The organism is Lewinellaceae bacterium (genome assembly GCA_020636105.1).
In the GTDB taxonomy this organism is placed as follows: Bacteria; Bacteroidota; Bacteroidia; order Chitinophagales; family Saprospiraceae; genus BCD1.
This window is the reverse complement of sequence record JACJYL010000001.1, coordinates 3,684,493-3,710,980: the sequence shown is the minus strand read 5'-3', so window position 1 is coordinate 3,710,980 and position 26,488 is coordinate 3,684,493. Positions and strand designations below refer to the sequence as shown.

Annotated in this window: 20 protein-coding genes; 9 read left to right on the top strand and 11 right to left on the bottom strand. The window is 42.4% G+C overall.

Annotation, left to right across the window (positions count from 1 at the left end):
• Nucleotides 1-126 precede the first annotated feature (126 nt).
• Entirely contained in the window at nt 127-1,125 is a 999-nt protein-coding gene (locus H6571_13915) for an aspartate-semialdehyde dehydrogenase (GenBank protein MCB9324831.1), read from the top strand.
• Nucleotides 1,126-1,272: 147 nt separating this feature from the next.
• Entirely contained in the window at nt 1,273-3,171 is a 1,899-nt protein-coding gene (locus H6571_13910) for a hypothetical protein (GenBank protein MCB9324830.1), read from the top strand.
• A 278-nt stretch (nt 3,172-3,449) separates the two neighbouring features.
• On the opposite strand, the gene H6571_13905 is transcribed toward H6571_13910, so the two are convergent.
• Both H6571_13905 and H6571_13900 read right to left on the bottom strand, forming a co-directional pair.
• The gene (locus tag H6571_13905; GenBank protein MCB9324829.1) at nt 3,450-3,965 is read right to left on the bottom strand and encodes a hypothetical protein; all 516 of its coding nucleotides are present in this window, start codon (nt 3,963-3,965) and stop codon (nt 3,450-3,452) included.
• A gap of 92 nt (nt 3,966-4,057) precedes the next feature.
• A complete protein-coding gene (locus H6571_13900; protein MCB9324828.1) occupies nt 4,058-7,441 on the bottom strand; it encodes a methylmalonyl-CoA mutase family protein in 3,384 nt (1,127 codons plus the stop codon).
• Between the two features lie 175 nt (nt 7,442-7,616).
• Between H6571_13900 and H6571_13895 the strand changes: the two genes are divergently transcribed.
• Both H6571_13895 and H6571_13890 read left to right on the top strand, forming a co-directional pair.
• On the top strand, nt 7,617-7,907 hold the full coding sequence (locus H6571_13895; protein MCB9324827.1) for a thioredoxin family protein: 291 nt from the start codon (nt 7,617-7,619) through the stop codon (nt 7,905-7,907).
• A gap of 129 nt (nt 7,908-8,036) precedes the next feature.
• Nucleotides 8,037-9,167 (top strand): ATP-binding protein, encoded by a 1,131-nt coding sequence (locus H6571_13890; GenBank protein MCB9324826.1) that lies wholly within the window; start codon nt 8,037-8,039, stop codon nt 9,165-9,167.
• Between the two features lie 359 nt (nt 9,168-9,526).
• Here H6571_13890 and H6571_13885 read toward each other — a convergent pair whose 3' ends face one another.
• Nucleotides 9,527-11,695: a sodium-translocating pyrophosphatase gene (locus H6571_13885; protein MCB9324825.1), complete on the bottom strand. Its 2,169-nt coding sequence runs from the start codon at nt 11,693-11,695 to the stop codon at nt 9,527-9,529.
• Nucleotides 11,696-12,141: 446 nt separating this feature from the next.
• Here H6571_13885 and H6571_13880 point away from each other — a divergent pair, with 446 nt between their 5' ends.
• On the top strand, nt 12,142-13,533 hold the full coding sequence (locus tag H6571_13880; protein ID MCB9324824.1) for a VWA domain-containing protein: 1,392 nt from the start codon (nt 12,142-12,144) through the stop codon (nt 13,531-13,533).
• 64 nt (nt 13,534-13,597) lie between these two features.
• Here H6571_13880 and H6571_13875 read toward each other — a convergent pair whose 3' ends face one another.
• The 3 genes from H6571_13875 to H6571_13865 all read right to left on the bottom strand — a co-directional run bounded on the left by H6571_13875 (nt 13,598) and on the right by H6571_13865 (nt 17,689).
• A complete protein-coding gene (locus tag H6571_13875; GenBank protein ID MCB9324823.1) occupies nt 13,598-15,019 on the bottom strand; it encodes a T9SS type A sorting domain-containing protein in 1,422 nt (473 codons plus the stop codon).
• 117 nt (nt 15,020-15,136) lie between these two features.
• Nucleotides 15,137-15,778, bottom strand: coding sequence for a hypothetical protein (locus H6571_13870; GenBank protein ID MCB9324822.1), 642 nt, complete (start codon nt 15,776-15,778; stop codon nt 15,137-15,139).
• Between the two features lie 273 nt (nt 15,779-16,051).
• Nucleotides 16,052-17,689 (bottom strand): T9SS type A sorting domain-containing protein, encoded by a 1,638-nt coding sequence (locus H6571_13865; GenBank protein MCB9324821.1) that lies wholly within the window; start codon nt 17,687-17,689, stop codon nt 16,052-16,054.
• A gap of 74 nt (nt 17,690-17,763) precedes the next feature.
• Between H6571_13865 and H6571_13860 the strand changes: the two genes are divergently transcribed.
• Nucleotides 17,764-18,780 carry a tetratricopeptide repeat protein gene (locus tag H6571_13860; protein MCB9324820.1) on the top strand — a complete coding sequence of 339 codons (1,017 nt, stop codon included), beginning with the start codon at nt 17,764-17,766 and terminating at the stop codon, nt 18,778-18,780.
• 3 nt (nt 18,781-18,783) lie between these two features.
• Here the strand turns inward: H6571_13860 and H6571_13855 are convergent, their stop codons facing one another.
• From H6571_13855 to yaaA, 3 genes are all read right to left on the bottom strand, one after another.
• On the bottom strand, nt 18,784-19,035 hold the full coding sequence (locus H6571_13855) for an acyl carrier protein (protein ID MCB9324819.1): 252 nt from the start codon (nt 19,033-19,035) through the stop codon (nt 18,784-18,786).
• Between the two features lie 161 nt (nt 19,036-19,196).
• Complete coding sequence (locus H6571_13850; protein ID MCB9324818.1) at nt 19,197-19,781, bottom strand: DUF4294 domain-containing protein; 585 nt, start codon at nt 19,779-19,781, stop codon at nt 19,197-19,199.
• Between the two features lie 219 nt (nt 19,782-20,000).
• Nucleotides 20,001-20,765, bottom strand: coding sequence for a peroxide stress protein YaaA (yaaA, locus tag H6571_13845; GenBank protein ID MCB9324817.1), 765 nt, complete (start codon nt 20,763-20,765; stop codon nt 20,001-20,003).
• Between the two features lie 180 nt (nt 20,766-20,945).
• On the opposite strand from yaaA, the gene H6571_13840 reads away from it, so the two are divergent.
• Nucleotides 20,946-23,204 (top strand): inorganic phosphate transporter, encoded by a 2,259-nt coding sequence (locus H6571_13840; protein ID MCB9324816.1) that lies wholly within the window; start codon nt 20,946-20,948, stop codon nt 23,202-23,204.
• A gap of 2 nt (nt 23,205-23,206) precedes the next feature.
• The gene (locus H6571_13835; GenBank protein ID MCB9324815.1) at nt 23,207-24,118 is read left to right on the top strand and encodes an EamA family transporter; all 912 of its coding nucleotides are present in this window, start codon (nt 23,207-23,209) and stop codon (nt 24,116-24,118) included.
• A 2-nt stretch (nt 24,119-24,120) separates the two neighbouring features.
• On the opposite strand, the gene H6571_13830 is transcribed toward H6571_13835, so the two are convergent.
• Together H6571_13830 and H6571_13825 are read right to left on the bottom strand one after the other, a co-directional pair.
• On the bottom strand, nt 24,121-24,741 hold the full coding sequence (locus H6571_13830; GenBank protein MCB9324814.1) for a class I SAM-dependent methyltransferase: 621 nt from the start codon (nt 24,739-24,741) through the stop codon (nt 24,121-24,123).
• 41 nt (nt 24,742-24,782) lie between these two features.
• Nucleotides 24,783-24,920 carry a hypothetical protein gene (locus H6571_13825; protein MCB9324813.1) on the bottom strand — a complete coding sequence of 46 codons (138 nt, stop codon included), beginning with the start codon at nt 24,918-24,920 and terminating at the stop codon, nt 24,783-24,785.
• A gap of 140 nt (nt 24,921-25,060) precedes the next feature.
• Between H6571_13825 and H6571_13820 the strand changes: the two genes are divergently transcribed.
• Nucleotides 25,061-26,464 (top strand): YfcC family protein, encoded by a 1,404-nt coding sequence (locus H6571_13820; protein ID MCB9324812.1) that lies wholly within the window; start codon nt 25,061-25,063, stop codon nt 26,462-26,464.
• The last annotated feature ends 24 nt before the right edge of the window (nt 26,465-26,488 follow it).

Below are 26,488 nucleotides of genomic sequence, written 5' to 3'. Positions count from 1 at the left end.
GCCAAAAGTAGCAATAAAGTGACAATGCCCGTATTTTTGTTTTAAATTTGCAGGCTTTAATTGATTGTATCCGCGAATTTTAATTAATAATTTTTATGCGGCTGCAAAAAAATGAATAGCCAAAAAATGAAGGTAGCAGTAGTTGGAGTTACGGGACTTGTAGGCGGAGTAATGATCCGGGTATTGGAGGAGCGTAACTTTCCGGTGGAAGAATTTATTCCCGTGGCTTCGGCCCGGTCGATTGGAAAAGAGGTTGTTTTTAGAGGCCGGACCTATTCCGTTATCGGAATGCAGGATGCCATTGACAGGAGACCCGATGTAGCTATTTTTTCTGCAGGAGGCGGCACCTCCCAGGAATGGGCTCCAAGGTTTGCGGAAGCAGGAATAACCGTAATCGATAACTCCTCTGCATGGAGAATGGACCCCGGGAAACGCTTGATCGTTCCGGAAGTGAATGCATCCATACTGACGCCGGAGGATAAAATAATTGCCAATCCAAATTGTTCAACCATCCAGATGGTTGCAGCATTGGCGCCATTACATAAGGTTTATAAAATTAAACGCCTTGTAATTTCAACGTATCAATCTTTTACCGGAACAGGAGTAAAAGCGGTCAATCAGTACAAAACGGAGGCCCGGGGCGAACAACCGGAAAAAGAGGAAATGGCCTATCATTATCCTATTTTTGAAAATTGTTTGCCTCATTGTGATGTCTTTCTCGAGAATGACTACACTAAAGAGGAAATGAAACTCGTTCATGAAACGCGGAAGATACTTGGAGATGATGATATCAGGATTACAGCCACCGCAGTGAGAGTGCCTGTAGACGGAGGACACTCGGAGTCGGTGAATGTTGAATTTGAGAAAAGCTTTGAAATCGAGGATATTCGTCGTCTTTTGGAAGCGGCAGACGGAGTGACAGTATTGGATGATGTAAAACAAAACAAATATCCGATGCCTTTGTTTGCTAAAAATAAAGACGATGTATTTGTAGGAAGAATCAGAAGAGATGAATCGATTGAGAATGGCCTGAACCTCTGGATTGTTGCGGATAATCTTCGAAAAGGAGCGGCGACCAATGCCATCCAGATCGCGGAGTATTTGCAATCCAAAAAAATAATCTGACAGGTTTTGAAATCGATGGAATAAGGAATAAAAATTAGAATAACACAGGGACAATGAATTTTATTGACGCTTAAGGCAATTTTTCACCTGAGGCTTTAATAAAACTACCCGGTCACATTGCATAATAATAACGAAACAGCGAAAATTATGAAGACGAAGCTTGTACTTTGGGGAGCAAACGCCCAGGACGAACGCCTTTTAGTTGCAGTAGAATTGGTGATTGCCGAAAATAAGGTTAAAGTATATACCTTTCCGGAAAGTGAAGTCACTGAAGAAGAATACCAGAAAATGATGAGTGAATGGAGGGATGACAATGAATATGCTTTTCCGGAAAATCACACATTATACGAAAGGGAATTAACTATAACTGAGGGGATATTACCTGATGAGATAAAAGTCGAAAGAACAGATGTAATTCTAAGGGCACAAACGGAATGGAATTTTGTGGTGCTGTCGAGTAAATTACATGCCGCTTATGAATCAGAGTTGAAAGAATTACAGGAAAAAATCGACAATCTAAAGGGTTTTGATGGGGAAGTTTGGGAGAACCTTCGCTCTTTCTGGGCTAAAGTCCAGGCACAAGTCCGTGATCGTAATTTGTTTAAACACCATTTTTGGGGTCTGAGAGATTCCACCAACGAACTCTTCTCCAAAATGAAAGAGTTAAGAAATAAGGTGGAGGATGAATTCAAGGAAAGTTCTGAAGCTGAAATGAAGAAATTCATGGCGACCCTTGAGGAAATAGAGGAAAAGGCAAAAAGTGGCCTTCGTTTAAAGCCCATGTTCGATGAATTAAAAAATCTGCAGAGAAAATATCACGACTTTAAATTCACTCGGGAGGATCGTGCAAAAGTATGGGCAAAACTCGATGCCTGCTTTAAGCTTGTAAAGGAAAAACGTTTTGGAGAAAGTGATAATTCAGATCAGTCACATTTGAACAGACTTGAAAAACGCTACAATGGACTGATGTCTGCAATCGGTAGAATGGAACAGTCTATCGGCCGCGATAAAGAAGAACTCGATTTTCAGAATAAAAGGATAGAAGATACGGATGGACAATTGGAGGCTCAAATCCGCGAGGCTAAGATTCGCATGATTGACGAGCGCGTCAAATCGAAAGAAGAGAAACTCGAGGATATGTATAAAACCAAAGATATGCTTGAGCAACGTATGGCTTCTGAAAAAGAAAAAGAAGAAAAACGCAGGCATGTGGAAGCGGCCAAAAAAGCAGCTGAAGCAAAAATCGCACTGGAGATAAAAGAGAAAGCAAAGGAAATGGAGGGGAATGCCGAGCAACTGGAAAAAGCGGCCGAAGCGATTGCCGAGGATAAGAAGAAAGGTAAATCAGATAAAAAGAAAGCAGGGGAAAGAGTGGAGGAAATGCTCGAATCTGCCAGGGCTAAGGTAGAAGATGCCTTTGAAGATACAGTGGATACAGTGAAGGCCGTTGCTGAAGTGGTGGAGGATAAGGTAGAAAAGGCCGTAGAGGATTTCAAAGGTAAATCCAAGAAAGTAGCCGATGATGAGCCCCTGGCGGCAGCCGAAGAGCAAGATAGCGTGATGGGCAAGGCTAAGAAAATGGCTGGTGATGTCGTTGAGAATATCAAAGCCGCTGCGGAGGTCGTGGAAGATAAGATTGAAAAAGTGGTCGATGACATTGAAGATAAAATGAAAAAAGATGCATCGGACGATTCTGAAAAAGAAGGCAGCGGTTTTATGGATAAGATGGGCAAGGCTGTTGAAAAGGTGAAAGCGGCAGCTGAAGTCTTCGAAGATAAATTGGAAGATGCGGTAGAAAAATTCACGGATGATGTAAAAAAGGAAAAAGCGGCCAAAGCTTCACAAAAAGATCAGGAGCCTGCTGTTGGGCAAGAAGAGGAGGAAAGCTTTTTGGGCAAATTGAAAAAAGTCGCTGGTGACGTTGTTGAAAATGTGAAAGCGGCGGCAGAAGTGATTGAAGATAAGATAGAAGACGCCGTAGAGGAGTTTAAAGAAGAAAAGAAAAAAGCAGAAAAAGAAGAGGCTGATGATGAAAAAGAGGCCTAATTTTTTCCTGTAAAACCAGCGGAATAAACATGAGTTCATCCCGAATTTTCAAAAACTGTCTAAAATAGAAATTTTTTGATTATTTGAAGTATTTTTTAAATGTAAAACCTGCCTGCAGACGCAGGAAGGCAGGTTTTAAATTCCTTGTTTTAAACCTTGCCTGCTGCCGCGACGGAAGGCAGGTTTTGCGGTTTATTTCTCTTGTAAAAGAAAAATCCCGAATTTAATCTGATTAGATGAAATTCGGGATGACTCATGTTTTTTGACCACAAGGCTTCTTAACGGCCTAAAATATATCTGACAGAGAGGGCACCTCCACCAGCACCAAATCCATTGGTGTAACCATTAATGAAGAAAGTAGGAACCCAGTCAATACTCAGGTTGACCGGCACATCAGAAAAGGCATAATCCAGCCCAAGGAATCCCAAAATTCCAAAAGAAGTGGTACTGGCATCGCCAAAGTAAACCGCATCACTGTAATTCCAGAAGAATACACTTGCTCCGGCGCCAAAGTACCACATCAAACCGTCAACGGAAGGAATATCTTTATGGATCTGATATCCGGCCCCAATTCCGATTTGAGTCCAGTTGTAGGAACTAAGATAACTTCTTCTCCTGTAACTGGCAAAAGCTTCAATGGCATTGCTTCCGCCACCTAAAAACATTTTGTAGGAAATGGAGGCAGGAGCGCCCAGTCGTAAACCAACAGAGGAGGAATAATCCTGTGCGCCGACAGTGGCCAATCCACCAAAAAACAAGCCTAAAATGAGTGTCAATCGTAGTAAATTTTTCATTTTTTTTGTTTTTATTTTGTGATATATACAGTATATAAGGAGCAAGATAATACATTTTTTTGGCATGATAACAGGTATGAAAATAATTTTTCTTACATGTTCCTTCTGTATTGTCCTCCGACTTCATACAAAGCGTTGGTGATTTGCCCCAGGGAGCAGTATTTGCCGCATTCGATCAATTCTTCAAAAATATTATCGTGGTTCAATGCCTTCAGCTGAAGCTTTTTAAGGGCATCGGAGGCCCTGTTTTCCATCGCTCCCTTAAGGTTTTCGAGGGTTCGGATTTGTGCCTTTTTTTCTTCATCAGTCGAACGAATAACCTCTTCAGGAATGACTGTAGGGGAACCTTCTTTGTCCAGGAAAGTATTTACGCCAATGAGGGGCAATTCTCCGGATAGTTTTTGTCCCTCATAATACATGCTTTCTTCCTGGATCTTGGTGCGCTGGTACATGGTTTCCATTGCTCCCATAACGCCCCCTCTGTCGGTGATGCGATCAAATTCCAGCAATACGGCGGTCTCTACAAGTTCAGTGAGTTCTTCAATGATAAAAGCTCCTTGAAGAGGATTCTCATTTTTGGCAAGGCCCAGTTCGTGGTTGATGATCAGTTGAATGGCCACGGCCCTGCGTACACTTTCTTCGGTAGGCGTGGTGATGGCCTCATCATAAGCATTGGTGTGAAGAGAGTTGCAATTATCGAAAATAGCATACAATGCCTGTAAGGTGGTGCGTATATCGTTGAAGGAAATTTCCTGGGCGTGCAGGGAACGTCCTGAAGTTTGAATATGATATTTCAATTTCTGGGAACGTTCTTTCGCCCCGTACTTCAGCTTCATGGCTTTGGCCCAAATGCGTCGTGCCACTCTACCGATTACGGCATATTCCGGATCGACCCCATTGGAGAAAAAGAAAGAAAGGTTAGGGGCAAAGTCGTCGATATGCATCCCTCTGGACAGGTAGTATTCGACGAAAGTGAATCCATTGGATAGGGTAAAAGCAAGTTGAGAAATTGGATTGGCACCTGCTTCGGCAATATGATAACCTGAAATGGAGACAGAATAAAAATTTTGAATGTTTTTATCAATGAAAAATTCCTGCATATCCCCCATCAGTTTCAATGAAAATTCTGTGGAGAAAATACAGGTGTTCTGCGCCTGGTCTTCTTTCAGAATATCTGCCTGAACAGTACCTCGAACAGAGGAAAGTGCTTTTGCCTTCAGGTTTTCGTAAATATTTTTTTCGAGGATCTGGTCCCCCGTAACCCCCAGCAACAAAAGACCTAATCCGTTATTGCCTTCAGGGATTTCACCATGGTAAACCGGTCGCCCGATCCCCTGCTCATCGTAAATTTCTTTAAGTTTGGCTTCAACGAGAGGCTCCAGTCCGTTTTCCCGGATATAAATTTCACATTGCTGATCGATGGCGGCATTCATAAAAAAGGCGCACATGGTCGCCGCCGGTCCGTTGATGGTCATGGAAACCGATGTTTTCGGGTTGCAAAGATCAAAACCCGAATACAGTTTTTTAGCATCATCCAGACAACAGATGCTGACCCCGGCATTACCTATTTTCCCGTATATATCAGGCCGTTGGTCAGGATCTTCTCCATATAAGGTTACGGAATCAAAGGCAGTAGATAAACGGCTGGCGGGCATTCCCAGGGAAAGGTAGTGGAATCTCCTGTTGGTGCGTTCCGGTCCTCCTTCCCCGGCGAACATCCTCGTGGGATCCTCCCCTTTTCGCTTAAACGGAAAAACACCCGAAGTAAAGGGAAATTCCCCCGGCACATTTTCCTGCAGGCTCCATTTTAGAATTTCTCCCCAATCCTTAAATTTTGGCATGGAAATCCTGGGTATCCTGGAATGGGAAAGAGAGGTGGTGAAAGTAGGCACCCTGATTTCACGTCCCCTGACTGAATAGACGAACTCATCTGCTGCGTAAGTTGCCTTTTTGGATTCCCATTGGTCTATAATGAGTTTGCATTGACCGTCAAGAGATCGCTCCAGCTTTTCATAAGCTTTTCGCAGCCCCTTAAGGGTAGCTTCCCCTTCAGGAAATTTTTGCTTTTCGATTTCGTCTATTGAAGTTTTGAGGCCAAAGAGGCGACGGGCAATATCTGCCTGATCATTGACCCATTGGTCATATCGGCGATTATTTTCGGAGATTTCAGAAAGATAACGAACTCTTTGTGGAGGGATGATGTAAACTTTTTCACTCTCCCCTGAGTCCAATTTCATACTGGAGTCAAAGCGAATCCCTGTTTTATGTTCGACCATCTCGATCAATTTGGTGTACAAAAGGTTGGTACCCGGATCATTGTATTGAGAGGCGATGGTGCCATAAACGGGCATGGTTTCCATGTCCCGGTCAAAAAGCTGGTGGTTGCGCTGATATTGCTTTTTTACATCCCTGATGGCGTCAAGGGCGCCCCTTTTATCAAATTTATTGATGGCGATGATGTCGGCAAAATCCAGCATGTCAATTTTTTCAAGCTGGGTAGCGGCCCCGTATTCAGGGGTCATCACATACATCGAAAGATCCGAATGATCGATGATCTCCGTATCTGACTGGCCAATTCCGGAAGTTTCCAGGATGAGGAGATCAAAGGCGGCGGCCTTTAGGATATCCACCGCTCCCCTGACATGTTTAGACAGTGCCAGGTTGGATTGTCGGGTAGCCAGGGAGCGCATATAAACCCTGTCGTTGTTGGCTGCATTCATTCTGATGCGATCCCCCAGCAGCGCACCTCCTGTTTTTCTTTTGGAAGGATCCACGGAGATAATGGCAATCGTTTTTTCGGGAAAATCCAATAGGTACCGGCGCAGGATTTCGTCCACGAGGCTTGATTTTCCGGCACCTCCCGTACCTGTAATACCGATCACAGGTACTTTGGGTTGGTCTTTTTGATCTTCGCGCAATTTTTTAAGCCACTGTTCGCTTTCTTCGGGAAAGTTTTCTATGGCAGAAATCATTTTGGCCAGGAGGCTCTTATTTTGTGAAGGGAAGGTTTTTAATTCACCGTTCAGATGAACTCCCAAGGGGAAATCACATTGCTCCAAAACTTCGTTGATCATCCCCTGAAGGCCCATTTCCCGGCCATCGTCAGGAGAGTATATTCTCGTGATACCGTATTGTTGGAGGGCATCGATTTCCGTCGGTAAGATGGTTCCGCCACCGCCGGCAAAAATTTTAATATGACTTGCTCCTCTTTCCCTGAGCAGGTCATACATATACATCAGGAATTCATTATGGCCGCCCTGGTAAGAAGTGATGGCAATGCCTTGAACATCTTCCTGAATGGCGGTATTGACGATTTCGTTTACCGAACGATTGTGCCCGAGGTGAATGATCTCGGCCCCGGAACTTTGTAAAATTCTGCGCATGATGTTTATGGCAGCATCATGCCCGTCAAACAGGGACGCTGCAGTCACGATTCGAATTTTGTGCTTCGGCTGGTATGGTTCTATTTTTTGCATAGGCTCAATTTGGTTGGCAGGATGTTAGGGCATCCTGGTGCAAAGATACGGAATGTACGAAGAAGAAAATAACCCGATTGGATAAACTTATGAAAAGGGGATCACTACCTTTGGAAAAAATTTATACATGAAGGATGTTGACGCAAAAATAACCCTGGTTCCGGAAGCGGGTCAAATGCCTGGTGAATTTAACGGGCTTTTATATTTTTCCCATGACGATTGTGGGGTGTGTAAGATTTTACGCCCAAAGGTGGAAATGCTGCTTATGGAGCACTTTCCCAAACTCACCTTTGCTTATGTGGATGTGGAGCACAATCCTGCTGTTGCGGCAAGTTACAGTGTTTTCACCGTTCCTGTTATTTTGGTATTTTTTGAAGGGAAGGAGTTTTACCGATTTAGTGGAGGTGTAAGTATCGGGGAATTGGAAAAGCAGTTGCAGCGTCCATACAATCTTAAGTTTACATAATTTTAAGGCCTTTTATATGTTTCAATTTCAATGCGTAGGAGTAATGGTGTAAAAAATAAAGTTGTTTTGCGACTGTAATCGCAAAAATAACGTTATTTTTGCGATTACAGTCGCAAAATAACTTAAATTATGATAGAAAGAATCCTCCGTAAGGAAATTGAAGGAAATGCAGATAGCCGAAAAGCTATTATACTGTTAGGCGCAAGACAAACAGGAAAGACAACATTACTCCAGGCAATTTTTGGACATAGAGAAGATGTACTTTGGTTAAATGGGGATGAAGTTGATACACAGGCTATTTTTGAAAATACTTCTTCGTCCAGGTTAAGGGCTATTCTTGGAAAGTATAGTATTTTGGTGGTGGATGAGGCGCAGCGTATTGAAAATGTTGGATTAAAATTCAAACTCATTACCGATCAAATACCGGAAATCCAATTAATTGCTTCCGGATCTTCCTCTTTTGATTTAGCTAATAAGATAAATGAACCGCTTACAGGAAGAAAATGGGAGTATAAACTTTTTCCAATATCCTTTGAAGAAATGGTCGCTCACCATGGTTTTTTAGAAGAAAATCGTATGCTGCCTCATCGGTTGGTTTACGGGTATTATCCTGAAGTAATCAATGCAAAAGGAACAGAAAAAAAAGTACTCAGGCATTTGACCGACAGTTATTTGTATAAAGATATTTTACTTTGGGAGAATATTAAAAAGTCAGAAAAATTAGTGAAACTTATGCAAGCCCTGGCTTTCCAGCTTGGCAACGAAGTTTCTTATAATGAACTGGGGAAAACAATAGGATTGGACAATCAAACCGTAGAAAAATATATTCAATTATTGGAACAGACTTTTATTATTTTTCGCCTGCCGGCATTCAGCCGTAATTTAAGAAAAGAACTTAAGCGGGCACGAAAAATCTATTTCTATGATAATGGGATAAGAAATGCTCTAATTGCCGATTTTAGATTACCTGAATTACGAACGGACATAGGGGCATTATGGGAAAATTTTTTAATAAGCGAAAGGATTAAATATTTAAACTACAGAAGTGTTTGGGCAAATTCATTTTTTTGGAGAACTCAGGATCAACAGGAAGTGGATTATTTGGAAGAAAGAGATGGAAAATTGTTCGCCTATGAATTCAAATGGAATGAACGTAAAAAAGTACGTCTTTCAAAAACGTTCACCAATGCATATCCCGAAAATGAATTCAAAGTCATAAATCGCGATAATTATGAAAGTTTTATCACGCCGGTAACATAAACATGAGTCATCCCGGAATTTCAAAAACTGTCTGAACTGGAAATTATATGATTATTTGAAGTATTTTTTAAATGTAAAACCTGCCTGCAGACGCAGGAAGGCAGGTGTAAAACAAGGAATTTAAAATGTAAAAGTGAGTGGGCAAAACGTGTGGGTTTTGGAGAAAAAGTCAATTTTTGTCTCAAAACACCTAACCCATGACCCAAACACTTCTAAATTTTGCGGTTACTTGTTTTACATTTTGCGGTTTATCTCTTTTTGTAAAAGAAACATCCCGAATTTCATCTAATCAGATAAAATTCGGGATGTCTCTTGTTTATCGTTTTACTTTATGTAAAATATTTAAGTAAAATTTATGCCTACAACATTGGTGCAATCACCAAAGCTACAACAGACATCAATTTCAACAAAATATTCAAAGAAGGTCCTGAAGTATCTTTGAAAGGATCACCAACAGTATCACCAACAACGGCAGCTTTGTGAGGATCACTTCCCTTACCGTATTGCGCACCGTCAATAGTTACTCCTCCTTCGATCATCTTCTTGGCATTGTCCCATGCACCACCGGCATTGGATTGGAAGATAGCCATCAGCACCCCTGCTGTGGTTACTCCGGCAAGCAATCCACCCAACATTTCAGCGCCTCCGGTAAAACCAACAAGAATAGGAGAGAGAATCGCTACCATTCCGGGAAGAACCATTTCACGAATAGAGGCTTTTGTTGAGATATCCACACATTTGGTATAATCTGCTTTTCCGTCAGCAGCATCAAAAGTATCCTGATCTGCCTTATTCCAATCCTCATATTCATTTTTTCCGTTTCTGCGCATAACCTCTAAGGCTGCCTTTAATTCCGGAATATCTTTAAATTGTCTTCGCACTTCCTGGATCATGTCCATGGCCGCACGTCCAACAGCGCCCATAGCCAGGGAAGAGAATAAGAAAGGCAACATTCCACCGAGGAATAAACCGGCCATTACTTTTGGGTTGGCAATATTGATAGAGTTGATACCGGCCACTTCCATAAAGGCTGCAAAAAGAGCCAGTGCCGTCAAGGCTGCAGATCCGATAGCAAATCCTTTTCCAATGGCCGCAGTCGTATTGCCCACAGCATCCAATTTATCCGTACGTTCACGAACTTCCTTTGGCAGGTTGGCCATTTCGGCAATACCCCCGGCGTTGTCAGAAATAGGACCGTAAGCATCAACCGCCAGCTGGATACCTGTATTGGAAAGCATTCCAACCGCAGCAATAGCGATACCGTAAAGGCCGGCCAGTTCGTATGAACCAATGATGGCTGCAGCCAGGATCAAAATAGGAATAAAAGTAGACTGCATGCCCACTCCCAATCCGGAGATGATGTTGGTGGCTGCTCCGGTTACGGATTGATTAACAATACTGGTAACCGGTTTTGTGCCTGTTCCTGTGTAATATTCAGTAATATATCCGATGCCCAATCCGGCAACAAGTCCGATAATAACGGCTCCGAAAACTTTTAATGGAGTGGTAATTCCTGTGGCCGCCCCTTTGGCAATTTCCCAGCTCTCAGGGAGCATCCAGGTTACTGCAACATAAGTCGCTACCAGCATAAGCACAGAAGCGATCAGCTCTCCTCGGTTCAATGCTTTTTGAGGGTCACCGCCTTCTTTAACTTTGACAAAAAAAGTACCGATGATAGAAGCTATGATGCCTAAACCTGCGATCAGCAAAGGCAGCAATACTGCATTCAATCCTCCGAAGTTTCCGGACTGGAATTGTGGAAGGTTGATAAAAGTAGCTCCGAGTACCATAGTACCAACGATTGACCCTACATAAGATTCGAAAAGGTCGGCACCCATACCGGCAACGTCTCCAACGTTGTCTCCAACGTTATCAGCAATGGTAGCAGGATTCAAAGGGTGGTCTTCAGGGATTCCGGCTTCCACCTTTCCTACAAGGTCAGCTCCTACGTCAGCAGCTTTGGTGTAAATCCCACCTCCAACACGTGCAAAAAGAGCGATAGAAGAGGCCCCAAAAGAAAAACCAGTCAATACGTTAATGACTTTAAGGGGTTCCCAGTGCATCCCATTGGAATATAAAAGGAATAAAGAACCCAAACCGAGTACGCCCAGACCTACAACGCCGAGTCCCATTACGGAACCTCCAGCGAAAGCCACTTCAAGCGCTTTCCCTAAACTTGTTCTGGCGGCATGAGTGGTACGGGTATTGGCTTTGGTGGCAATACGCATTCCGATGAAACCAGCAAGTGCAGAACAAACAGCCCCGATAACAAATGATAAAGCGATCAACGAAGATGAATTCTCCGTGCGGCTACCACTCCATCCTAATAAAACAGCAACCACCACCACAAAAATGGCCAACACTCGATATTCGGCTTTTAGAAAAGCCATCGCTCCGTCAGCAATATTTTTACCGATACGCTTCATACGATCAGTTCCTTCCTCCTGTTTGGTTACCCATCCTGAGCGGACGAAAGTAAACAACAAGGCTATTATTCCAAATACTGGAATAGCGTAAGCAATAGTCATAATTTAAAGATTTTCAAGTTTTTACAAAAAGAATGGCTCCGCCTATATTCAATTGGGAAGCCATTATGTTTTTCGTTCAGCGCGCAAATTTACGGCAAAATATTATTCTGACCAACAAAAGAACTAAGTATCAACAAATTAAGATGGAAAAAGTATTTTTTATGCCGAAATGATCCATGGTAAAAATAACATTCAGATCATTTTTTCGCAATTAGGCTTAGCCACTAATTTGTAACACATTCATTAGATCAGATTATTTCATATTAAAAGCCTCGGTAAAGACAATCCTTCTAAACTGTCAACTGCTGAAGTCTGTTATCTTTGAGATTTGATAAAAATAAATTGACTTATTTGCCGTCGTTTCACCCCGTCCCAAAAGAGAAGTCACCCCCCAATAGGTCATTTTATTTTTAAAGCGTTCCTTTGTGTGCAATTTTGAAAAAAATATGAATAGATCCTCTTTGATGCTTATGGTTATGGTATGTTTTGCTTTCCTGTCCCCTCCCGGCAGCCAGAAGAGAGCCTATAAACATTTTTTTAGAGGAACCATCAGTTATGAGGAAGGTCTTTATCGGGAAGCTAGCCGCCATTTTGGGAAGGCCAATGAGATACTCCCCCGAAATTACAGTATCGCTCTTTCTTATGCGGTAAGCCTGGCACAGTCGGGAGAGGTGGAAAGATCCATCAGTATCTTCGACTACTGCAGCCAGCTTTTTAATAAACGCGACCCGGATTATGACCAAAAAAAGGCGACCCTTGCCTTTTCGGGCGGCCTGATTTATTGTGGGGCAAAAAAATACAATATCGCTACTGGTTATTTCAAACGGAGCCTTGATATTCAAATCAAACTCGGGGATACAAAATTGATCGGGGCACTTTACAATGCCCTGGCTTATGCCCAATTCATGAATCAGTCGAGCAACAGTAACGACAAAGGAGCCGTGGAACGACATTTTCATATTTCGGAATCGGATATGGAACAGGCGATGGAAACCCTCCAGGAAGCTTTAAAGTACGATCCGGGCAACGTTGCGGCACGGAAAAATCTTAAATTGATGACGGATACCCTGGGATTGAAATATCCGCTGGTTTTTGACAGCACAGCCATGGAGCAACGACGCGCTGAACAGGCCTATGTTTCTTTGCCACAAGATGTTTTTCGCTCTATAGATTTCCAGTCTTTTGACGAGATCGTTTTTATGCTCGACATTTCGGGGTCCATGGTCATGGAAAATGTGATCTGCATGGGTAAGACCCGATTTGAAGTGATGCGGGAAACAGTGCTTTATCTTTTGCGCAATATTGATCCGGAAATAAAAATTGGGGTGGGAACGATCGGGGGAGATTGTGGAACGGAACCCCGTTTATGGATACAAACCGGCACTAAATCACGAAAAGACCTCATCTGGGATATGCAGTTCCTGACGCCCGACGGGACGACACCCTTGCTGAATATTCTTAAATCATCCGAAGAATTGTTCTCCGTTTCAGACTCTGTCAGACGAAGCATTTTTTTGGTCAGCGACGGGGCTAATATTTGCAAAGCTGAAGGGCAGGATATTTGCGAATGGGCCACCGACATTGGACAAAAAAATACAACCATCAATATTCTCACCTTTCTCGACGCACAATTGAACAACGTCAACGCCTTTGCCGAATACGGCTGCCTGGCTGAAAACACCTTTGGCGAAATTCATTATATCGATAACCTGTATTGCCGCCTGAAAAGTTTTTCTTTTGATATGGTAGAACGCTTCGCACCGGAGTTTCCACCATTTGAACGGGTGGAATGTTTTGGGAAGGATAGAAAATTGTGGGCGGTTTTTGAAGGAAGGTGAAGATCCTCCAGGTTGCCTCAAAAGTAATAGGTTTCGAAATAATGCAAATTATTATTTGGAGTCCTTATTCCACTTTAACCACCTTCCCCGTTTTTAATATTTCCTGCCCTTTCCAAATTTGATAAAAATAACTGCCGGAATCCAAAAAAGACAGATCAAGTGTCTGTGTGGAATGAAAATTCGATTTTAAAACCAATTTACCGGAACTGTCAAAAAGTTGTATCGTAAAATCCTGTTCGAGAGGAGTATCAATAACGAGTGTATGCTGAAAAGGATTGGGAAATATTTTAAAAGGGCTTTCCGGCAGCGGAATCCTCGTCGTTCCGGTGATTAATCCGTTTCCGTCCACTTTTAGTGCATAGGCTTCCGGAAAACTTCCAGTCTGATAGCGGAATCCGTACATCAGGCATCCTCCATCAGAAGTAGCAATCAGGCCGCGCATGAAGTAATAAGCATCACCCCCATATGTTTTTTCCCAGTATTTATCGAGCGACATATCGTATTTGGCTAAGACAAACGAAGAAAGATGATTGCTATACGGGAAACTAAAAATATCTATATTGAGAATACCGCCAAGGTAAAAGTAATCGCCTGACGATCCCATGCCGAGGCTGGCTTTGGGGGCAGGGTAGTTAATGGGAGCATCTTCTGGATATGTTGCGATAGTATCGTATTGGATTACCTGAAAATCGTGATTGAATATCCCAACAATAATACCATCCTTATCCAATGAATTATATCTACCGGAAAGTAAAAACAAAGTATCGTTAATGTGTTCAATAGCACCTTGCTGCCCAATACTAAAATTATTATCTACATTTTCTCTAATATAATTCACATTAAAGGAAGCATCTGTAAAATATAATCGTGTTCCGAATAAAACATAACCTGCTGAGTCCGAACGGAATGAAAAATCATTTATATAATCAGAATTGTTAGCCCAAATAGAATACTCAAAATTTTCTTCCTCTAAATGAATGATGCCTCCCATCGGGCGATAAAGGCCTCCTGGTCTAAAAATAGCGCTAAATGCAATAGTGGAATCACTTATTAACCGGGCACGTGGATTAATAAATTTCCCATCTTTCTCCAAAATTTCATAAACTTGTTCCTCCAGTAATTCCAGTTCAGGAGATAATTTCAAAATCCAGACAGGACGAGAGCCTGAATTTTCACAATCTTTATACCCAAATGTGATGTAGTGGTCAGGCATTGAAAAAATTTGGGCAATATGTAGCACACATCCCTCTTCGAAGAAAGTTTGTGAATGGAGTATCTGTCCTTCTTCATCCAATTCGATGAATTTAACTTGCTGGTCATTTAAGGTGTCAGCAGTTACGGCCAAAATAAAGTGCCCGTCTAAATTTTCAGCAACGACTACTGCTTCCTGATCGAGATTTAATAGAGAGGCAAATTCAAAACCTTGCTGACCCGCTAAGGGGAAAATGGTACAGCAGAACAAAAGGAAAGAGATCGTTTTTTTCATGGTATCAAGTTTAGAGCTAGGCTGGAAGTTTAGACAACCTTTTATTTTTTTTTGTCCTGTGACAAATCCCGCGATTTTGACTGATCCTGGGATTTGTCAAAGGAGAATTATTTTTAATTAGGGAATATCTAAAATCCTTTCTGTTAAATCTATTGCTTCAATGAATGGCCCTGATGATGGTCCCCAACCTATATCAGATATAAAAAGAGGTGTTCCATAAGAGGGATTCATTCTGTGAATATTAAAAGTAGTACCATTAAAAATAGCGTCAGCCCAGGCATTAACGGAAATAAACTCTTTACCAGCCGGGGTCAAACCTTCAATAATTCCCCACATTTGGCAATAATACCAGTTCATGTCACCATGATAAATACAAAGAGCTTCTTGATAATTTGGATCATCTGAACTAGAATAATACATTAAAAAACCTCTATGGTTGTCCCCTTGTGTTTCATCAAACTCATTCGGATAACCAAGTGCATCAATAGGTATCCAGCTATGATCTACAATATCAAAAAAGCCAACATGATAAACAGCATTAGGATAAGGGCTGACAATTGGATGAGCCAAAGGATAATAATAATTGAGCTTTTTTTCCAGTTCTTCCGCTGCATTGGATTCCGGCATTGTTCCATTACACCTGCCTTCTCCCGCGGCGTATCGGGCCAACCAGTCTTCTCCTTCAACAAAAACAGGATCAACATCGTCACAATCAGGGGACGTAGTTAAATTCGTTTCTTCTAATACATTGCCAACCACACTTACTACCTTTATTTGTGCTTCATTTGAGGTGGCTGATTCTATCGACTATCCCTGATTGCGAATTAAAATCCGGAAAACAAATTGAAAGAAGGGAGTAGTTTTCAGTTCTTTCTTTAAGGTTGTCCTTTTCAAATTCGGGAGGAAAATTTGAATCAAACTCAAATGTAAGTTTTATCTAACAAACTCAAATGTAAAAAAAAAACGGAAGTTTGCAAGTTTTGATTTGATCTTTTGACTCAAGAGCATTTTGTTATTTTTTTGAAAAAAAAGTTATTTTACCAAAATCTTCCCCTGCCATTCCATCATTCCACTCCTGATTTTGATAAAATATGGCCCTGCCGCCAAGTTCGAAACATCTATCTCAAAAACATTGCTTCCCTGCCAAAGTATCCTGCCATTGATATCGATCATTTGAATATCAAAGTGCTTAAGTGATGTGCGTATCTGAATTTTTTCAGCCGCGGGATTGGGGAAAACAGTTATTTCCGGAAGGGGCATTATTCCCGGAAGGGCATTGACTGTTCCTGCCGGATAGCCGAGGATGAAAATATCAAATAAGCCAAGTGGAGGTCCAAGGGCTTCAATACCGGAAATGTCATGACCGTAAGCTCCTCCGATAAAGATGTTATCCATTTGATCTGAAGTCAAACAGGTTGGAAATACGTTATTGACCTCAGATTTCAACGTCCATCCGGTCTGGGGAATCAGGTCGTGATCCAGGCGAGTGATGAACCCGGCCGTTTGGTTGCCGGCGTCGTAGTTATTGTCTCCAATCGTCATGGCGCCCTGGAAATTTCCCGTAAGGAAAATAAAATCGTCGGTGACTTCCATGGCTGTATTGTGTTGGAGTTCAGGGCCTCCAAATCGTTTGGCATTCAGCACCTCGCCTGCTGCCGAAAATTTTAATATAAAAAGGTCAGCCCAGCCCGTGTTGCTCTGAATGGAAGACCCGTCGTCCAGGTTGATGACGCCCACAAAATGACCGCTGGCATAAATATTGTCGAGATCATCCGCCTGTAGGGCCGTCAGGAATTCTTCATGAACGCCGCCTGCTTTGGTCGCCCAAAGGGCTTCTCCTTCCGGAGAAAAACAGGCGATAAAAACATCGTCATCACTGGTCTCTGCCACCATTGAGTTATTGGCGATCTTCAAGGTATCGTTAAAAATGCCCCCCAGGACGATGTTGTCATTGGATAAAATGCAGGAAGTCAATGCTTTTGCGGTTCCAGAGATTCCCAGGTTCAGGGCCCAATTCAGGTTGCCGTCAGAATAAAAAGAAGCAACAAACAAATCAGTGGGAGACGCTGCCTGTAAAGTCGTATCACCTATAAAAAGAGTGCCGGAGAAAAATCCGCTTAAGATAATATCCTCTTCGTGATTCAGCAGCATGTCTTTTGAAACTTTGACCTCCGATCCTTCAATTTTTTGGGCCCAGGCAACGGTTCCCGTGGAGGCTGATATTTTGGTCAGGAAAATACTTTTTGGACTTTGGGTACTGGTCAGGGGGAAATCCCCCAATTGGGCTTCGAGCCAAAAACTCCCGGTGGCATAAATATCATCATTCAGCCCGAGGGCCAATCCGGTAATGTCATCATCAAAATCGCTGCCAATACTCATCGCCCACATAGTCTCATTGTTCCCATTGATCCTGGCGAGAAACACATCATTTTCTCCAACAGGAGCCAGGATGGTCTCTCCCAAAGCAAGGTCATCATCAAATACACCGGCGATAATGAGGTCACTACCATCCATTATCTTCATGTGACTCAGGTTGTCAATGCCTTCCCCTCCAATTTGAAGCACCCTGGCAGGCGTTTGTGAAAACGTCGGGGTGTTTCCCAAAAAAGTGGCCCCTGCAAGCCCGCATAAAAAAGCCATAACATTCAATTTCAGTCGTCCTGTTATCATTTTTTAGCGCGTTTTCCGTTCATAAGTTGTAAGGTAGTATCTTTGTGAAGTTATGAATGCTAAAAATAAGTATAATGCAAATTAAGACTATAACGCTTTTCGCGAGCTTGTTGTTTGTTCTGATGATGGTTGCCTGCAATAACGAAGGGAATACTTCGCAACAGGAAATACACCTGACAGGAAATCCTACTATTGATAAGTTGTCGCAGGAAATTGCCCAAATGCCCAACAATCCCGGGTTGTATGCTCAGCGGGCTACCGTTTTTTATGAAAATGAAGGTTTTGATGAGGCCATAGAAGATATGAAAAAAGCCATCCAACTGGATTCTACCAATGCCGGATTTTATCATTTGCTCGCCGATATTTACCTGGACTATTTCAAATCAAAAAAAGCACTGGAAACCATGGAGCACGTAGCTGCCATGTATCCAGACAGCATTCCCACGCTGTTGAAACTAACGGAATACTACCATATTCTTACCATGTATAAAGAATCTTTGGGAACGATTGACAAAATTCTCCGGATCGATCCTCAGAATGCAGAAGCCTTTTTTATGTCGGGGGTCAATTTTAAAGATCTGGGCGACCGTAACCGGGCCATCAACAGTTTTCAGAAAGCGGTGGAATACGATCCGGATCTCCTGGACGCCTGGATTAATCTGGGGCAGCTCTACGCAGAGATCGATCCGGCTATGGCGCGGAAATTTTTTGATACGGCTATGGATATTGATCCTGATGATCCCCTGGTCCTTCATGCCAAGGCCGATTTTCTGCGGGATCAGGATGATATTAAAGGAGCGCTTGCCCTATACAGGCGTATTGGGGCGATAGATCAGCAATATGAAGAAGCTTTTTTTAATGCAGGGTTGATGTATATGGAACTCGATTCAGTGGAGCAAGCCAAAAAGATGTTTGATATTACCATTGGAGTGGATCCTGTGCATGCCAAGGCATATTTTTTCCGTGGCGTGGCTTTCGAAGCATTGGGAGATATTGATCAGGCCAGGAAAAATTACGTTCAGGCGCTGACTTTTAAGCCTGACTACCAAATGGCAATAGACAAATTGAAAAAATTACAACCAGCGCAATAATGCTTAAGCAGCGTGCTGGTTGAAAAAACGACTGACATCCTGAATGGTTTCGATATTGTCGGCTTCTTCAGGGGTGAGGTACACATTTAACCTGCTTTCCAATTCTGCAATAAGTAACATTTTGTCAAATGGATCGAGGTTGAGGTCTGCACTCAGGTTGCTTGAAGGAAAAATGTTGGTGGTGGGCACATTTAGTTGCCAGCTTACGAAATCAATGATTTTGTCTTGAGTTAAATTACGTTCCTGTTGCATCATGGTGAGTAAAGGCTATGTTTTTCTGTAAAGGGCAATAACTTAGAGGAAACGACAAAATTTATCCATACGTTGCACGGAAGATTTGAATTTTTTTCTTTTCCATAAAAAAAGGTGCGACCAAATACTGGTCGCACCTTTTTTTATGGAAGGGACATTTCGCGTTAAAGGTTCAAATCATTGAGCACCGCATCCAGGATCAAATCTTCTCCGGGTTTATAGCCATCTTTAAGGTGATACCCAAAAGTTCGGCCAAAAGTATTCCAGTAAGAAGCGGTAAAACTTCCTCTCAAATCTTTGATCAGCTCAAACATTGGGGTATCCAGCTCTTTTTCGATCATTTTGACCAGAATATACCCTTGAGTTTTAGACAATTTTTTGAGCGGATCGGCAAATTCTTGTTTAAGGTCTTTCTGCAGCTTTCTAAGGTAAATTTTTCGTTTCCTGGGTTTCATATTATTGGTGGCATACTCTACTTCCTTAAAAATTTTAATCGCTTCCACCGCGTAGGGGTGCACAATCACTGCATAACGCCGGTATTTGCGGTACCGTTTGAACTCTTCATCGTTTTCAAATCGCTCAGGGGAAGAAATGGAAATGTCATCCAGGTTGGCGACGAGTAAGGTGTCACCACAGCTGTCAATGATATATTCCATTTTCTGGCCATCGATATAGGTAAAGCCGTCCTGCTGGGCAAAAAGACTCATGGTCATGAATAATGAAAAGGAAGAAAAAAATATCTTTTTCATGGCATTATTATTTTTCAAATGATATTCTGATGATTTAAAATCAGGTATATCAATAAGTTATAAAACCTGTTCGGCATTATAAATACTCAACAGTAAACGATTTTGTCTACTTAGCATACAACGATTGTTCCGTTCAAACAATTGTAATATAAGACATTTCATAAGAAATTATTAACCAAATACAATCGACCGTTCAAAATAGAATATTTGTTTTTAATGCTATTCCTTAGTGAAGAGCATTTCTGTTGCATTAGACATGGAATCGTTATAAAGGTAACCATCAATTTCGAGGCTTTTTAATTGCCCTGGATCATTCAGTCGGTTCAGAATGATTTGTCGGGCCATGGTTCCACGTGCTTTTTTGGCATTAAAAGAAATGATCTTGTATTGTCCGTTTCGATTTTCTTTAAAATTCACGGTTACAATCCTCCCTTTGAGGGCACCCGGCTTAATGGATCGAAAATATTCCTGAGAGGCGAGGTTGAGCACGATGTTATCCTTGTTTTCTTCCAGGTCCTGGTTGAGCAATTCCGTTATTTTGGTATCCCAGAATTCATACAGGTTTTTTTTGCGCCTGTTTTTGAGCGGAAGGCCCATCTCCAGGCGGTAAGGCTGCATGAGATCCATAGGCTTTAGCAGTCCGTAAAGGCCCGAGAGGATCCTGAGGTGATGCTGGGCAAAATTCAGTTCTTCCTCAGAGAACGTACCGGCCTGTAATCCAAGGTAAACATCTCCGCTGAAGGTGAAGATCGCTGGTTTGGCATTATCAGTGGTGAAAGGAGTTTCAAACTGCCGGAATCTTTCTGCATTTAATTCGGCGATCTTATCACTTACCCCCATGAGTTTTTTAAGGCTATTGGCAGATTTTTTCTTTAGCACATCTATCAAAACCTGACTTTCTTCCAACATTCTTGGGGTGGAATGATCGTGATAATCGACAGGAGCTTCATTTAAACTTTTTGCCGGAGAAATTAAAACTATCATATTTTAAGACTATATTTATTTAATGGTAAATTTATGGTAACAATTCGGGTAAATGGTTTTTTTAAAAAAAAACAATAAGACTTAACATTCAGTTCATATTTGAAGCTTACTTTAGCGCCCTTTGCCGTAATATTATTGTAAATTTACAATATAAACCAACTCTTTAGACAAACAATATCTATGCTGACTTTTTATTTAATTCTCGTCATTGTTCTTTTTTTTCTGGCTATTTCGGATTTAGTAGTGGGCGTAGCCAATGATGCGGTTAATTTTTTAAATTCCGCAGTAGGAGCTAAAGCGGCTTCTTTCAAAGTGATTTTATTGGTAGCCGCATTAGGGATACTGCTTGGCGCCACCTTTTCAAGTGGTATGATGGAAGTGGCTAGAAAGGGTATTTTTCATCCTGAGTATTTTTATTTTTCAGAGATCATTCTTTTGTTTTTGGCGGTAATGGTTACGGATGTAATCCTTTTGGATGTATTCAACACTTTCGGGATGCCAACGTCAACGACTGTGTCTATTGTTTTTGAATTATTGGGAGCGGCAGTGGCTTTTTCTCTCATTAAAATATATACGGATCCCAATGCATTACCTATTGGAGAATATATCAACTCCGGAAAGGCTCTTGCTATCATTTCGGGTATTTTGGTGTCTGTGGTGATAGCATTTACCGCCGGTGTGATCATTCAGTATCTGACCCGGCTACTTTTTTCATTTGATTATAAGAGCAGGCTCAAGTATTTCGGATCGGTTTGGGGCGGATTGGCCATCGCGGCCATTACTTATTTCATGCTTGTCAAAGGAGCCAAGGGGGCTTCTTTTTTAAGTGATAACATGGTAAAAGCTTTTAATGAAAATGCATCGAGGATCATTTTTGTAAGTTTCATAGGTTGGACAATAATCCTGCAGTTGATCATATGGTTTACGAAGATAGATATTCTCAAAATAATCGTACTTGTCGGAACCTTTGCCCTGGCCATGGCATTTGCAGGAAATGACCTCGTCAATTTTATAGGAGTGCCCCTGGCCGGATATAATTCTTATCTGCTTTTCATTGAAGGCGGCTCGCCGGCAGGGAGCTTCCTGATGGATGGCCTGGCTGGAAAAGTACCCACTCCTACCTTGCTGTTGCTTTTGGCAGGTGTGGTAATGGTGATTACTCTGTGGACTTCCAAAAAGGCCCGGTCGGTGGTTCAAACGTCTTTAGACCTCGGGCGACAGGAAGAAGGTTATGAGCGTTTTGCCTCCTATGCTGTTTCCAGGAGTATTGTTCGCAACTTTGGTAAAATGGCGACCAGCATTAATAATTTTTTGCCGGAAAAGATAAAACGCGGAGTAGAGAATAGTTTTGATCAGAGTCCATTCATCAAAAGTACCATGCATTTGGGAAAAGAAGCACCTTCTTTTGATATGTTGCGTGCCGCGGTAACGCTTGTAGTGGCAAGTATTCTGATTGCATTGGGTACCTCATTGAAATTGCCGTTATCAACAACTTACGTCACCTTTATGGTGTTTATGGGAACTTCTCTCGCTGACGGGGCCTGGGGGCGTGAAAGTGCGGTTTACCGCGTATCAGGAGTTTTATCCGTGATCGGTGGATGGTTCTTTACGGCCATTTCTGCCTTTACGGTGGCTTTTGTCCTGGCGGGTATTTTTTACTTTGGCGGCACGATTGCCATTATTCTAATTTTAATCCTGGCCGGAGTGTTGATTTACAGAACCCACAGATTGTACACAGATAAGATGGAAGAACAACTGGCTTTTGAAAAATCCATTGAAGAAGGAAGTCTGACCAAAGCCATAGCCATCGACCTAAGCACTAAAAACCTGACCAATGTTCTTGGGGTTTTTAGTCAGATTTTGGATAATACCCTGGATCATTTGTCGAAAGAGGATCTTATTGGGCTCAACAATGATTATAGAGAAAGCAGAAAGGCAAGCAGGGAGTGCGAGCGGATCCGGGCTTCTGCGAACAAGAAGATTGACCTTATCGATGCAGACGAACTTGAAGCCGGACACATGTATATCATTATTTCGGATTATTTGAAAGAACTGGGGGATGTGGTCGTTGATATCGTCAAATCAAGTCTGGCCCATGTCGACAATAATCACAAACCGCTGTTAAAAGAACAAATCGAAGAACTTAAAGGGCTCAATGAGCAGCTTAAAGATCGTTTCGTCATCACCATCAATATTTTCAAGAATTTTGATTCCGCTCAGATTCAAATGTTAAAAGACCGGCTTCCTTCTTTTGTCAAGAAGATCAGGGTGGCCAGAAAAAATCAGATCAAGCGCATCAAAAATCATGAAATTGGAACGAGGAACAGTATTTTGTACCTCAATCTCCTGGCGGAGTACAGAAATATGGCCATTTTTTCAAACAGGATGTTGACAGTATTTGAAGATCTTGTCCTCAACCCTGACGAAGATCAACAATAGCCATGAGTGAAAAATGGCTCATCATAGGTGCATTTGGAGCTATTTACATTATCTGGGGTTCCACGTATCTGGCCAATGCTGTTGCCGTTAGTGAAATCCCTCCATTTTTGATGGCAGGCACCCGGTTTTTGGTGGCAGGGGGACTTCTTTATGGGTTAATGCTATTGCAGGGAAAGGCTCATCCAACGCTCAGGCATTGGCGAAATGGAACCATTATTGGCGTGCTTTTTCTGTCGTTGGGAAATGGTGCCCTGGTTATGGCCCTGAAATATATCGACTCTGGCCTGACTTCCCTTATCGTGGCGTTTGATCCCTTGCTTTTGATTTTTCTGATGTGGATACTGGTGGACATTCGCCCGGGAGGCCGCAATTTGTTTGGTATCTTACTAGGCGTTTTGGGTATGGCTGTTTTGATCGGCCAGCCAACGTTCATCAGGGATGATCAAAGCAAAACAGGGCTTTGGCTGATTTCCATCTCCATGGTCAGCTGGGCGCTTGGATCCATTTATGTGAGCAGGGTGGAATTACCCCGAACCAAAGGCATGAGTACTGCTGTTCAGATGATCGCAGGAGGTATAATATTACTGATCTATAGTTTTGTAACTTTGGAATATCGTGAATTTTCTGTTGAACGATTGACGCTAAAGGGAATCCTCGCCTGGAATTACCTGGTCTTTTTTGGTTCCATCATAGCCTTCTCGAGCTTTAATTATTTACTGCATAAAGTGACGCCGGATAAAGTATCCACCTCTACTCTGATCAATCCGGTCGTAGCATTGTTTTTGGGTTGGATGTTCAATAATGAGCAAATTACCATGCAGTCAATGATCGCAGCGGTGCTCCTGTTAAGTGGAGTCTTCTTTATCAATACCCATAAAAGCAGCCTGACACCTAAAGTCGGAATCTCCGAGTAATATTATTTTTTGGCGCTGATCAAAAACAGAGGGTAAGCCCTGGATGCTCCACCCTCTGTTTCTTTTATTATAGTAAAAAAATCGTCGGACTCAACAGACCGGAATCCTGCTTTTTGAATTTTTAAACCAAGATCCATCCGATCAAAACCCCGGTGCCCGTCAAAATCAGGATATTTTGAATGAAAACTCCCGTCTTCTTCATCAAGATCGACAAGAACGATCATGCCTCCCGGATTAAGGCATTGATGGAAAATATCCAGCAGATTTTCAGTATTGTGGATATGATGCAAAGTCATAATGGAGTAAATAATGTCGAATGGCCCAGGCAGGGAAACTCCCGGATCGAGGAGGTCAATACAATGTGCCTGTAAATTGTTAACCTCGCGTTCCCGCAGTTTTCTGTTGATTTGTTCCACCATGCCAATGGAATAATCAATGAGGATAATGGAATCCATGGTTTCGGCAAGCATAAAACTGGTTACACCTGTTCCTGCCCCGAAATCCATCCCGGTACGGTATCCGTTGGCGGAGATCATTTCTGATAACCGCTCGGCAAATAATACCGACCTTTCGGTCCTTTCAGGGCTGTCGTCCCACGTTTTGGCTGCTTCGTCAAATCTCATGTCTTTTTGCTTTAAGTCTTTTTTGTCAGCGACTTCTATGATTAGGTTTCTTCGTTTTGATCTTCGTCATGCTCCTGAGGTTTGCCGCTGAGTTTCTTGGCTAAAAATACAAAACCTACCACGAAATGTAATACAATGATGATCATCACTATATTTACCAAAGTACTATTGCCTGTCATAATGTTAATTTTAAAGTCTAAAAATACCTTTTTGCCTTCCGGATGTTTGGTAATGTTTATCACATTCCATAAAAAATGGAGGTAGTTTCGTGATAATGTTTATTTTTACTGCGTATCGAACACCTAAAACTTCTTCCGGCATGTCAATTGAACTAAAAAAGAAATGGTATGAAAGCATCCCACATCCGGTGGTGATGCTGTTTATCATAATCGTTTTTACAGCCTTTTTGAGTTATATATTGCCTGCCGGCACCTATGAAAGAAAACTGGTGGATGGTCGCCAGCTGGTCATCCCCGGGTCTTATAAAACCATAACCTCTACACCGGTAGGGTTGATGGATTTGTTTAAAGCTATTCCTATGGGATTTATAGAGGCTTCCAGGATCATTTTTGTCGTTCTGGCCAGCGGCATCATGTTCGGGGTGCTGGAAAAGTCAGGCATGGTCGAAAATACGGTAGGAACCATCATTAAAAAATTGGGACTGGATAAAAAATATTTCCTGGTTGTTTTGATGACCTTCATTTATGGTTTTCTCGGGGTAGCCGTTGGATATGAAAACAATATCGCCATGGTGCCTATCGCAGCCGTTATCAGCCTTGCACTGGGAGGGGATCTCATCCTTGCTGCCGGTATTTCCGTTGCGGCGATCACCGTAGGGTTCGGATTGTCGCCCATCAACCCTTATACCGTCGGAACGGGGCACACTATTGCAGAAATGCCTATGTTTTCAGGGGCTTTGTTGCGAAGTATATTGTGCTTTTCGGGCTTGAGTATTTTATCCTGGTATAATGTGCGCTATTTTAAAAAGATCCTCAACGACGAATCCAAAAGTATCGGACGAGGGCTCGATACCGATGGTTTAACGCTTACGCATCCGATAGAAACGTATTCAATTTCCATGAATAATTTACTGATCCTGAGCATCTTCCTGGGAGGCATAGTGGTAATGTTATACGGAATTTTTGTCCATCATTGGTACATCAACGAAATATCAGCCATCTTTTTGATGATCTCCATTTTATGTGGAATAGCTGCCCGGATGAAACCCGGTGCATTCAGCGAAACGGCCCTGAAATCCATCGCCGTTGTGGCACCTGGAGCTTTTATGGTAGGTTATGCCACATCGATCAAGGTGGTTATGGAAATGGGCAATATCAGCGACACCATTGCCCATGAATTGTCCATGATGCTGGCTACGTTGCCTACTTATGGTTCTGCGGTAGCCATGAGCCTGGCACAGTCCGTGATCAACATGATGATCCCGTCGGGAAGTGGTCAGGCTTTGGCTACTTTGCCCATCATGATTCCCGTCGGAGATGTGCTGGGGTTGACTCGTCAGACCACCATACTCGCCTTTCAGATCGGAGACGGCGTGACCAATTTATTCAACCCGGCCCTCGGCGGCCTGATCGCTATGCTGAGCATCTGCCGGGTTCCTTTTGACCGGTGGCTGCGATTTATTTTTCCATTGGTAGGTATGGTGATGCTGGTGTCCTGGATCGCCCTTTTGTTCAGCGTTTTTATCCATTGGGGACCAGCATAATCAACTTACAAAAAACAATTTCCA